8 protein-coding genes are annotated in these 12,294 nt (G+C 36.4%); 1 reads left to right on the top strand and 7 read right to left on the bottom strand.

Going from position 1 to position 12,294, the window contains the following annotated elements:
- Positions 1 to 206: 206 nt before the first annotated feature.
- The 6 genes from N4T20_RS17365 to N4T20_RS17340 all read right to left on the bottom strand — a co-directional run bounded on the left by N4T20_RS17365 (position 207) and on the right by N4T20_RS17340 (position 9,584).
- Complete coding sequence (locus tag N4T20_RS17365) at positions 207 to 4,292, bottom strand: two-component regulator propeller domain-containing protein (RefSeq protein ID WP_260670383.1); 4,086 nt, start codon at positions 4,290 to 4,292, stop codon at positions 207 to 209.
- A 216-nt stretch (positions 4,293 to 4,508) separates the two neighbouring features.
- The gene (locus N4T20_RS17360; RefSeq protein ID WP_260670382.1) at positions 4,509 to 6,137 is read right to left on the bottom strand and encodes a hypothetical protein; all 1,629 of its coding nucleotides are present in this window, start codon (positions 6,135 to 6,137) and stop codon (positions 4,509 to 4,511) included.
- A 191-nt stretch (positions 6,138 to 6,328) separates the two neighbouring features.
- Positions 6,329 to 7,513 (bottom strand): mannonate dehydratase, encoded by a 1,185-nt coding sequence (gene uxuA, locus N4T20_RS17355; protein WP_260670381.1) that lies wholly within the window; start codon positions 7,511 to 7,513, stop codon positions 6,329 to 6,331.
- A gap of 120 nt (positions 7,514 to 7,633) precedes the next feature.
- Positions 7,634 to 8,446: an SDR family oxidoreductase gene (locus N4T20_RS17350; protein WP_260670380.1), complete on the bottom strand. Its 813-nt coding sequence runs from the start codon at positions 8,444 to 8,446 to the stop codon at positions 7,634 to 7,636.
- A gap of 23 nt (positions 8,447 to 8,469) precedes the next feature.
- Positions 8,470 to 9,132: a bifunctional 4-hydroxy-2-oxoglutarate aldolase/2-dehydro-3-deoxy-phosphogluconate aldolase gene (locus N4T20_RS17345; RefSeq protein ID WP_260670379.1), complete on the bottom strand. Its 663-nt coding sequence runs from the start codon at positions 9,130 to 9,132 to the stop codon at positions 8,470 to 8,472.
- Between the two features lie 2 nt (positions 9,133 to 9,134).
- Positions 9,135 to 9,584: a YhcH/YjgK/YiaL family protein gene (locus tag N4T20_RS17340; protein ID WP_260670378.1), complete on the bottom strand. Its 450-nt coding sequence runs from the start codon at positions 9,582 to 9,584 to the stop codon at positions 9,135 to 9,137.
- 121 nt (positions 9,585 to 9,705) lie between these two features.
- Between N4T20_RS17340 and N4T20_RS17335 the strand changes: the two genes are divergently transcribed.
- Positions 9,706 to 10,776, top strand: a complete 1,071-nt coding sequence (locus N4T20_RS17335) for a LacI family DNA-binding transcriptional regulator (protein WP_313771891.1) — start codon at positions 9,706 to 9,708, stop codon at positions 10,774 to 10,776.
- Positions 10,777 to 11,011: 235 nt separating this feature from the next.
- Here the strand turns inward: N4T20_RS17335 and N4T20_RS17330 are convergent, their stop codons facing one another.
- Positions 11,012 to 12,181 carry a DUF4861 domain-containing protein gene (locus N4T20_RS17330; RefSeq protein WP_260670377.1) on the bottom strand — a complete coding sequence of 390 codons (1,170 nt, stop codon included), beginning with the start codon at positions 12,179 to 12,181 and terminating at the stop codon, positions 11,012 to 11,014.
- Positions 12,182 to 12,294 lie beyond the last annotated feature (113 nt).

Here is a 12,294-nt window from a genome sequence, read left to right as displayed (position 1 = left end):
GAGCCGAAAACGATATAGAAATACAAAAAAGGGTATCTAAAAATACAGATACCCTTTTTTAAGCCTTTAAAATACTAGGTTTTAAAATTTGTGATAATTAATCCTGCAAGGTTTTGAAAACCTTGTAGGTCTAAATAGCGGCAAGGTTAGTGATTGGCAAGTATTGAATAATACCTACAAGGTTTTGAAAACCTTGCAGGAATACATCAGAAGGTTTTTTCGTAAAATTTATCAGCGTATTGCGATGGAGTCTCTCCATACTTTTTCTGGAAACATTTGCTAAAGTACTTCGGATTGTTGAAACCGACTTTGTAACTGATTTCAGAAACGGTCAATTTGTTTTGTTCTAATAATTGAGCCGCACGTTTTAATCTGATCTCATGAATAAATTCGTTTGGCGTGCAATTCGTCCACGCTTTGATTTTTAAAAACAGCATGGTTCGGCTGACACCCAATTCTGAACAGAAAAACGGAATGTCAAATTGTTCGTTCGAAATGTTTTCTTCTACAATTTTGAATGCTTTTTTCAATAATTCTTCATCCAATGACGAAACCGTAATTTCTGAAGGAATAAAACTGTCTTCGCTTGAAAACTTGATTTTTAAACGTTCTGTGGTGTTCAGAAGGTTTTTAACGCGAAGCCTGAACTCCATTAAATTGAACGGTTTGCTGATGTAATCATCGGCACCGCTTTCCAGCCCTTCAAATTTGTAGACTAAAGAAGATCGCGAAGTCAGGAGAATAACTGGAATATGGCTGGTTTTGATGTTTTCCTTGATTTTTGAACATAATTCAGTTCCTACCATTTCTGGCATAATAACATCACTGATAATCAGATTTGGAACAAATTTTAGTGCTTTTTCCAACGCAATTTTGCCATTTTCTGCTTCAATAATGTTGTAATCTTTTTTGAGAAGGTTTTTCATGAATTTTCTCAGGACTTTATGGTCTTCAACAAGCAAAATGGTCTGTTTTTCTTCGTTTACGATTAAATCTTCGATGTCTTCATTTTCGATAACTTCCGAAGGCTCCAATTGGGCTTTGTATTGCTCAATATCATCGCTGATTTTAAAATCAGGAATAATTTCGCTGTCTAGAAGATGTGCGCGTCCAAGCGGTAAAGTCACTTTAAAAACAACTCCGCCTGTGTTTTTGTTGGTAACATCGATTTTTCCTTTATGAAGCTCGACAATGTTTTTTACGATTGAGAGCCCGATTCCAGTTCCTTTATTGTAGTTTTTCTGAACCTGATTGTGTGTTGGAACTTCAAAAAATAGATCAAAAATTTTATCGATATGTTCTTCTGCAATTCCAACGCCAGAATCTTCAACGGCAATAAACAGATTGTGGTGGTCATGATTGATTTTAATATTTATAGAACCGCCTTTTGGAGTATATCTAAAAGCGTTCGAAATCAGATTGTAAAATACGCGTTCCAGTTTATAGCGGTCAAAATAAACCAGAATCTCTTCGTTTTCAGTTTCAAACGTATACTCGTAACCGCCGTCTTTGGCATATTCAATAAAAGACAAGAATATTTCTCGGGTAAATTTCACGATGTTTCCGTTTGCCGATTCTAACGTAACCTGATGATTTTCGAGTTTTCTAAAATCCATTAAACGGTTAATGAGACTTAAAAGATGATTGGCGCTGCTTTCAATAACCAGCAGTCTTTTGTACATTTCGTTGGTTCCGTTATAATCGGCCAGAATTTGCTGTAGCGGACCTAAAATCAATGTCAAAGGCGTTCTGAATTCATGCGAAATATTGGTAAAGAAATCCAGTTTTAACTTATTGTTTTCTTCAATTCGCTGTGTTTCTAGGTATTCCAGTTCGAGTTTTTGCTTCAATCTCGCTTTCGATTTCATAATCCAAATCAAACCATATAAACCTAAACCAATTATAACCGCATAAAGCATAAATGCCCAAATGCTGCGCCACGGAGCTGGATTTACGATTACGGTCAAAGTAGTTGGAGTCTGATTCCAAACACCATCGTTATTGGCGCCGCGAACTTCAAACGTGTACGTTCCTGGATTCTGAATCGCAAAATTGGCCTCGCTGTTTTTAGTGGTTGTCCAGTTGTTCTCCAAACCTGTTAAACGATAGCTGTATTGGTTATTTTTGGATCGTATGTAATTCGGAATCGCGAAATTGATCGAGAAATTGGCCTTATCATAATCTAAAGTGATGGTTTTGGTGAAACCGATGCTTTGCTCTAAAATTCCGTCTTTGTCATGCGCATGAACAATTTCGTTTTTAATCTTCAAATCGGTAATTAAAACCTGTGGGGCATATTTATTTAAGGAAATCTTTGTCGCATCAAAAAATGTTGCTCCCGACGGATTGCCAAAATAAAACTGATTCGAACTTAATTTTAAAGCCGAATTATCATTGAATTCATTACTCGCCAAACCGTCTTTTTGGTCATAAATAACAATTGACTTTTTAGTTGTGCTGTACTTTATAATTCCCTGATTGGTGCTGATCCATAGGTTTTTATCGTCATCTTCTAAAATGGAATGGATAGAAGTAATGACCGTATTTCCAATTCTCAAATTGATTCGGTTGAATTTTTTTCCATCAAAATAATGCAGTCCTTTTGCTTTTGTTCCAACCCAGATTTTATTTTGAGAATCCTGAAACAAAGTCAGAATATCATCGCCAGAAACAGTAGAATGATCATAGAAAAAATGTTGAATCGAGTATTTCTGCGGATTGAAATTTTTGAGCGGAATTCGGTTCAAACCATTTTGAGTTCCAACCCAAAGAAAATTTTGTTTGTCGACCAAAATCGTGCGAAGAATATTATTGGTAAGGAAAACCGGTTTGGTGTTGTCATTTCCGATAGCATCAAAAGTTTTGCTGATGGTGTTGTAGCGAATTAAGCCTTTGCCGAAAGTTCCAATCCATAAAATTGAGCCTTCCGTTTTGAGAGCATAAACGCCGCTGTCTTTTAGCAATTCGCTCAAATCAGAAGAAATTCTCTGATCTTCAATTCTTTTTGAAAGCGTGTTGTAAGCCGATAATCCTTTAGAAAAAGTACCAATCCACAAAATATGATCATCAGAAAGGCACATCGCTTTGATGTCATTTTTATTCGTCTGTCCTGTTTTGCTGTTGATGTAATTTACTGATTCACTATTTCTGTTGTAAATCGTAATTCCGCCCCCTTCAGTCCCAAAATAAATATTCTGGTTTTTATCCGCAATAATGGAACTCACCACATCAAAACTCATCGGAATCTTTTTTGAATTCTGATTGTAATTGGAGAAATTGACATTGGAAACATCCCAAAGATTAACGCCTTTGTAATAACAGCCAATCCAGATTGAACCTTTTTTATCCATAAAAACTGACTTTACTTTGTCGATTCCGTTGGCATTATTGCTGTTATTGATTTTCTGAAGATCTTTATCTTTTCCTAAAATATAAATTCCGTCATAAGCGCCCACCCATAAAGAGCCTTGATTGTCAATGACTAAAGATCGTATGTCGGTATTGATTTCGCGGTACTTTTCAGCTGGCAAAAAAGAAACAAAGGCTTTCTCTTTTGAACTAAATTTTAAAAGTCCTTTGTTTTTTGTTCCCACCCATAAATTGCCGTCTTTGTCTTCAATAACCGATTGAACGTTTAATAAATCAGTAGTGTTTAATGGATAATTTTTAAAGAATAGTTTCCCGTTAATCCGATTTGCCAGCTTGCATAAACCTTTTGTAGTTCCAATCCAGATTTCGCCTTCTTTGGTTCTTAAAATGTTGAGAATATTATTGCTCGGAAGGGAAGAAGCATCATCATCTGAATGAAAAACGGATGTAAATATCCCTGTTTTTTTATTGTAAATGGTTAATCCTTTTGAAGTTCCAAACCACATTTCGCCACCAATTTCACGAATGCTCCAAACAGCATTATTGCTTATCGTATGATTGGCTTTGGTATGAAGATATCTTGTAAAACGGTTTGAAACAGGATCATAACAGTTTAAGCCATTATAAGTTCCCACCCAGATTTTTCCCGTGTTGTCTTCTTCAATGGCTAAAATATCATTGTTGCTGATCGAATATTTATTGGCAGCATCGTTCCTAAAAATAGTAAAACGGCTTCCATCATATTTATTCAGACCATCACGTGTGCCAAACCACATCTGCCCAAATTTATCCTGATGAATGGCAATAACAGAACTCTGCGAAAGTCCGTCTGTCGTAGAGAAATTTTTAAGACGATATTTATTTTGGGAAAATAGATTTCCAAAAACAAATGCAATTGCGAGAAAAGCTATTTTATATTTCATAGCGGTTATTTTTTTAGGTTCAAAGTTGCAAAGGAGCAGAGGTTCAAAGTTTTTCTCATTTTTGTCATTTCGACGAAGGAGAAATCTCCACGAGTAACTCTACAAAGATTGATGAAGTTCTATACGGAGCTACTTACGAAGATTTCTCCTTCGTCGAAATGACAAACTATACTTAAATGAACAAATAAATCTTTGCGTCTTGGCGACTTTAAGAGATTACTTCAATCGCTTTTTTAATTGATAATCATACAGTGAAGGAATCTTCTCAATTGGAATGTTTAAAAATTCTATATATGGCTCAACGTCGTATTTGATTTCAAATTTCGCATTTCCGTGAACGCCAATAATTCTGGCAAAAGCGCCGTCTTTCATTCCGTACAGTAAAACCGGTTTTGACTGATCTGGATTTTCAACCTGCACATTTAAATTCCAAAAAGTGCTGAAAGGTGCGTGAGAAGGTTTCCAATAATCGGCACCGCCACCGCCAAATAAAGGATAGCTATTATTTTTATCGGCTTTTAAATGAACGGTAATATTGTCAAATAAATTTTGATGATTGGCTCCTGAATGCTGATCTAAAACGGGATCTGTAAATATTTCGCAGTTTTGATACACGTTTTTAGTGGCAAAAGTGTTGAAACTTAAAGGATGGACAGCCGAATTGTAGATTTTCAGATTTTTAACCAAAATATTGTGGACACCGCCTAGCGTTACGGTATAATGCGCCAGATGCGATCCATCGGTTGTAATATCTTGAATGGTTACATTAGAAATTTCTTCGGCTAAAATTCCGCTATCGGCATTGGTGATTTTGACATCCTTTACCCAGCTGTTGAAAAGACGAGTTAGGAAAATTCCGTTGTTGCCGGGCTCAACATGATGGGCCACTCTCGGAATATCAGGAAATGTAAAGCGAAGCTGTTCGATTCCCACTTCAGTTAAATGTTTCCATTCTACCAATTGTGCCTGATAACTTGGTTTTATTGAAATAGTCAAAGGTGTTTTCAGAGTGATTTTAGAGCCAGAGATTTTAGTGATTTCAACCTGCTGTCTTACTATTGGAAGCTTCGGAAATTTCCAGTGGTGCGATCCCGGTTTTACTTTAGCTCCCTGATACAAATCTTTGATGATTTCGCCGTTTTCGCCGTCTTTATTGAACAATTGCAATTCGATAACATCGCCAACTTTCAATCCTTTTGCATCAGAAACCGTGATATTATGTTCACCCATTTTTCCAGAACTTACTTTCGCCAGCGGATTAGATTCTGGTTCATATTTGTCCAGATAAGATTTTACGCGCTCACCCGGAACCTGCGTCCAGATGAAGCCTCCTGACCATGCGTATTGCGAGAAAGGAAGATCGATATTGTTTTCTGGTTCACGCTGTCTTTTGTCGAAAGTAGTCAGATATTCGCGAAGTTCGGCTAAAACTTCAGAATCTTTCAGATACATCAAAGGTCTTGGGCAATAGATTTCAGTTCCGTTTTCGCCAGAACCAGCGCCGCGAAGCACAAAATTGCTTCTTTCGATATAGAGAATTTCGCTTAAGATGATGCGTCCTGCGGGCAATTGCAGTATAACATTTCCTTCAACGGCATTGGCTGCTTTAAAAGCTTTTAATAGCGCTTTTGAATCGTCCAAATTGTCATTGGCTTTTACACCAAAATCAGCTGCATTAATGATTTTTCCGTTTGCTTCGGGAATCTGGCTTTCGCCAAAGCGATATCCCGCATAGCTGAAATCGGGCAGATATTGGGTTTTTGAAGTAATAATTTTGGGTATTTCCTGCGCCAGCAAAGTGTTTATAAAAAAGCCACAGGATATAAGAACGGCTTGGCGAATCATGGTTTTGTGGTTTTTGTGGTTAGTTAGTTTTTTTTTGTTTTTGCCGCTAAGGCACTAAGGCACGAAGTTTTTTATTTTTTTATTTCACGCATTGTAAGTCTTGATGAGAACTTTGTCAAAGTTTTTAACTTTGACAAAGTTGAGCCTTAATAAAAAAACTTCGTGCCTTAGCGCCTTCGTGTCAAAAAAAATTATAAAGATCGTTTGATCCCCATTTCAAGTCCTCGCAACTCTGCCAAGCCTCTTAAACGGCCGATCGCAGAATAGCCCGGATTTGTTTTTTTCTTTAAATCATCTAGCATTTGATGCCCGTGATCCGGACGCATTGGCAAAGTGCTGTTGTTTCTTTTCTCCACTTCCAGAATTGCTTTTACAACTTCGTACATATCAACATCGCCTTCTAGATGGTTGGCTTCGTAAAAGCTTCCTTCTTCGTCGCGTTGCGTGCTTCTTAAGTGAATAAAATTCATTTTATCGCCATGGCGTCTCACAATTCCAGGTAAATCATTGTCAGCTCGAACGCCGTAAGAACCTGTACACATTGTAAATCCGTTTGATTTAGATGGTGCAGCATTCATTAACTCGATCAAATCTTCTTCTGTGCTAACGACTCTAGGCAAACCTAAAATTGGGTAAGGAGGATCGTCTGGATGAATCGCCATCAATACCCCTTTGCTTTCAGCGACTGGAATAATTTCTTTTAGAAAATGAAAAAGATTATTTTTTAAAGCCTGTCTGTCAATATGATTGTATGCGCTTAAGGTTACCAAGAAATCTTCAACGGTATAAGCTTCTTCGGCTCCCGGAAGTCCTGCCAAAATGTTCTGCTGCAATTTTACTTTATCTTCGGCAGTCATGGCTTCAAAATAGCTTTTTGCTTTCTGTTTCTGCTCTTCAGAATATTCGTTTTCTGCACCGGGTCTTTTTAGAATAAACAATTCAAACGCCGCAAAAGCATTGATGTCAAAACGTAAAGCTTTTGAACCGTCTTCAACCGTATACGACAAATCGGTTCTTGACCAGTCTAAAACGGGCATAAAGTTGTAGCAGACACATTTGATTCCGCATAAAGCCAAATTGCGAATGCTTTCTTTATAATTTTCAATGTATTGCAGATAATTTCCAGTCTGTTTTTTGATGTCTTCGTGAACGGGAATGCTTTCTACAACCGACCAAGTCAAACCAGAAGCCCCTTTTTTAGGATCTCCGTCTTCATGTTCGATTTCAACTTTTCTTTTAATGATTTCATCAATGCTCCAAACTTCTCCGTTTGGAATATGATGCAAAGCCGTTACAATTCCAGTTGCGCCAGTTTGTTTGATATCTTGTAAAGAAACAGGGTCATTTGGTCCGAACCATCTTAATGTTTGTTCCATGTTTTATGTTTGTGTTTTGTTCCTGCAAAGTTTTTAAACCTTGTAGGTATTTTAGTTTATATAAATTATTAATTTATACCTACAAGGTTTGGAAAACCTTGCAGGAGAGAGGTTGCGATTTTAAATGCTTGTTGCAGCAAATCCGCCATCAACTTTTAAGATAGTTCCTGTAACGAATTTTGACATATCGCTGGATAAAAATAAAAGCGCGCCGTCAATATCTTCAGGAGTTCCAAATCTTCCCATTGGCGTGTGATCGATGATTTTTTCGCCCCTTGGAGTCAGTTTTCCTTCTGGAGTCAATAATAAAGCACGGTTTTGTTCTCCTATGAAAAAGCCTGGAGAAATAGCATTTACACGAATTCCTTCGCCATATTTTTGAGCCAATTCAACTGCCATCCATTGGGTAAAATTGTCGATTGCAGCTTTTGAAGCCGAATATCCTACAACTCTAGTTAATGGTCTTTGCGCCGATGCTGATGAAATATTGATGATGTTTCCTGATTTCTGCTTGGCGAAAAGCTCGGCAAAAATCTGAGTTGGAAGCATGGTTCCAATAATATTCAAATCGATAACTTTTTGCAGATCGTCGCTTTTCATATCATAAACGGCTTGATCGGGCTGAATCGTTGCGCCAGGCATATTTCCGCCCGCAGCATTGATTAAAATGTCAAGACGTCCGTATTTTTCAACAATAAAATCTTTGGCTTTTTCTAATTCTTCTTTGTTTAGAACATTTGCCTGAACAGCAAATCCTTGCCCGCCATTTGCTTCAATGGATTTTACTGTATTTTCTGCTTTCTCTAATGATTGCGAAACGATTCCGACAATAACGCCTTGCTGTGCCAAAGTATTTGCAAATCGGCTTCCTAAAACACCAGCGCCACCTGTTATTAATGCAATTTTTCCTTTTAGATTAAATATTGAATTCATTTTTAGTTCTTAATTTATATTTTTTACTTTCGGATAGTTTCTATCAAATCCAAAACCCTTTTAGTTTCTTTTTCGATTGTTTCATAAGCGCCGTATTCCATTACTTCTTTACTGATTAATTTGCTTCCCATTCCAACGGCAGAAACACCAGCTTTAAACCAAGTTTCAATACTTTCTCTTGTCGTATCAACACCGCCTGTTGGCATAAAAATTAAATTTGGAAAAATATCTTTGATCCCGCTCATAAAATCAGGGCCTAAAATATTTCCTGGGAAAAGTTTAATAAATTTCACGCCAGCATTTTCAGCCGCAATAATTTCTGTTGGCGTCATGCATCCGGGAGCGTATAAAACTTTTTTAGCCATTAAAAAAGAAGCTATTTCAGGGACAAAACCCGGACTGATAAAAAAATCTGCGCCCGTTGAATAGTACGTTTCTGCCTGTTCCAAATTTTTGATTGTGCCAATCCCTAAAAGCATTTCAGGCATTTCAGCATTTCTGACTTCAATCATTTTTTTGAAGTTCGAAAGTGCTTCAGAGCCACGGCTTGTATATTCTACAGCTCTAATTCCTGCTTTGTAAAGTGTTTTAAGAACAGCAATACTTTTACTTTCGTCGGCATTAAAATAGAGCGGAAGCATTCCTTGCTTTACAATGACATCTATGGAGTTCTGAATGGTACTCACGATTATATTTTTACTTTAATTACAATTTTTTTCAATGGCCCGCTTCCAATCATGGCAGAATGAACATCTTCTGGAAATAGAATTGCAAATTGTTTTTCTTTTATTTCAAAAAACATATCTGGCTTATCATGAAAAAAACGAACATCTCTTTCGTCGATGTAATCGCCATTTGGACTGATGCATTTTTCTCTTGGTTTCCATGCAAATGTTTCAGGACCAATGATCGAAATCTGAATATCGATGTTTTTGTCATGGCATTCAAAACCTTTAATGCTTTCTTCTCTTGTGCTTCCTTCGCCCACAATTACAATTAGTTTTAATCCTTCACCAATTTCGTAAGCGCCTTCTTCAAGATTGGCAATATCATTTTGGTTTACATAATCAAATGCTTTTTTGAAGTTTGGATGCAGACTATAGTATTTTGCTGCATTATGCAATGAGTCTATTATCATTTTGTACGGTTTTTATTTTGGTTTTTTGATGTTATGCGTATATTTGCGTGTGCGTACACGGTGTTTTACAAATGTATGCAAAATGTGATGTAAAACAACTTATTTTTGATAAAATAAATTAATTTTACCCGACTGCTTTTATATTTTTAACTTAAAAAGAATCAATATCATAACAATTAAAAAAATTGCCGAATTAGCCAATATCTCTGCAGGAACAGTGGATAGGATTATACACAAACGTGGACAAGTGGCTCAAGAAACCGTTGACAAGGTGAATGCGATTATTGAAGAATATGGTTATAAGCGAAATATTCTGGCAAGCAATCTGGCGCTGAATAAGAAATTTCATTTTGCAGTTTTTCTTCCAAAATCTGAAACTTTAGAATATTGGAAAAGCCAGGCTGAAGGTATTGAAAAAGCAGCTTTGGAGTTTAGCAAATTCGGAATTGTACTGGATTACTTTTTTTACGATTATAATTTGGCATCTTTTAAAGAAACAGTGCAGAAAGTGATGCAGTTTGATTGTAATGGTCTGTTATTTGCTCCGATTTTTTATGATGATTCGGTTCGGTTTTTAAAAGAATACGAAAAGAAAAATATTCCTGTTGTGATGATCGATTCGAATATTTCTGAAGAAAATGAACACGCTTACGTTGGTCAGGATGCTTTTCAGAGCGGCTATTTGGCGGGAAGACTAATCAGTTTTGCAGTGAAAAATGAAAGACAGGTTCTGATCTTTAAAATTACCCGTGAGATTGAAAGCACTTCTGTTTATCAGCAGCGCATCAAAGGATTTTATTCTTATTTTGAAGATCATAACGAATTGACTCATTTTAAATTTTCAGAAGTAACTTTAAAAGACTCAGGAATTGATCAGCTAAGTTTGGAGATGTTTTCTGGAGTAAACAGTGTCTTTGTGCCCAATTCCAGAGCCTACATTGTTGCTCAGTTCTTAGAAAAAAACAATATAAGAGGTGTTCGAATAATTGGTTTTGATTTGCTAAAGGAAAATATAGAATATCTAAACAAAGGCGTAATTGATTTCTTAATCAATCAAAGGCCAGAAGAGCAGGGGTATTTGGGAATCAATTATTTGTATAAGAAATTGGTTCTTCAGGAAGAAACGGAACGGACGCAATATATTCCGTTGGAGATTATTTTGAAGGAGAATTATTTTCCTGTAAGAAGATAAATATATTTTTATTACATATTGAGTATATAAAAATATATTTTTGATATTTTTTTGTTCAAGCGTAGTTAAGATATAACCCGTGGTTTCACGCCTAGAGAACAAATTGATATTAAACATAGCCCGTGGTTTCAACCACGGGAATACAATGCAGAATAGGAATACGTTTCCACGGTTGAAACCGTGAGCTATGTTCTAAAAAATCTTTGTGTCTTAGCGCCTTAGCGGCAAAAAAAAATCACTTCTTCACTTTCACAATCAAAGGATTATTAATTTTCTCAGCAAAAGAACTCAGGTATTTTTCCCATTCCTGTTTGGTTTGGAACGGACTTCCTTTTTTCCATCCAAAACCAACATAATAAACGGCTTTATTGTTTTTTACTGAAATATTTCCATAGAGATTGCTCAAGTCTTTTTCATCAGTAACATGATTGTCAAAACTTAGCAAAGTATTTTTGGGAGCAACTAAACCTATTCCGATTTCAGAATCGTCGATAGGTTCCCAATAGCTCAGCCAGCCTTCTTTTAGATTGGTGCCGATAGCTCCTTTTTTATCATGAAGCGTTAGTCCAGCTGCAATTTGTTTGGTTCCTGTAATATTGATTTCAAAACGCGAAAGCTGGCTTCCGTAATCTAGACTGATCAATTTTGATTCGGTTATTTTATTGCCCTTTGCGTCCCAATCTGCATAAGTCAGAATAAAACTAGTTCTGATTGGACCCGTTGTAATGGTTTTCCAGCTGATAAAATTTTTAGAGAAATAATATTTTCCGTCAACATTTACAGCAATTCCGCCCACGCCGCGGCTGTCGCCCACGTGAAAATTATCCAAACCTTCGCCAGTGTCTTTATGGTACGTTCCGGTTCCGTTAGTCGCTTTTTCGTACCATTTATTAATGATTGGATAATCGACTCTTTTTAGCCAAGCGTCAATTCCGCTCGTTAGCGTTCCTCCTGGAATTTTGTCTTCAACCATTTTTTGAGCTACTGGACCGTAAGTTCTAAATGCAACTTTATTATTTTCCCAAGCATAATCGTCTGTACGCTCTGGAACAAAACGAGAATAGCAATTCACCACTTTTGAAGCCGTAGGATTTGTGCCAATCAGCACTTCAAAATCCTGTTTGGAAGAAGCTTTGATTTTTGGCTGGAAAAGCAGCACATCTGCATTTCCGTCGCCATCATTATCTACCGTTTGTGTTTCTAAGTAACTATTGCTGCCAATTTCTTTTACGGCATAATTTTCAAGCTTAGAATCTGCATTTAATCCAAGAGATTTTTTAGTCAATTCGATAGTTTCAAATGCTCTGTCAACTTTTAAATTGTTGGTGATCGTAATGATTTTATTCTGAGAAAAAGCAGTAAAATTAGCTGTCAGAATGGTTATGATAAAAAGATGTTTTTTCAAAATTCTTCGGTTTTTAATATTTCAAAAATTAGGCTTGATAGGATTATAAAAGTACAAATCAAAATCGTATTGAAAATACAGAATAGGAGTAATTATGTACAGAAGCTTGAAAA

This window comes from Flavobacterium sp. TR2 (assembly GCF_025252405.1).
Classification (GTDB): domain Bacteria; phylum Bacteroidota; class Bacteroidia; order Flavobacteriales; family Flavobacteriaceae; genus Flavobacterium.
This window is presented reverse-complemented; position numbering and strand designations above follow the sequence as displayed.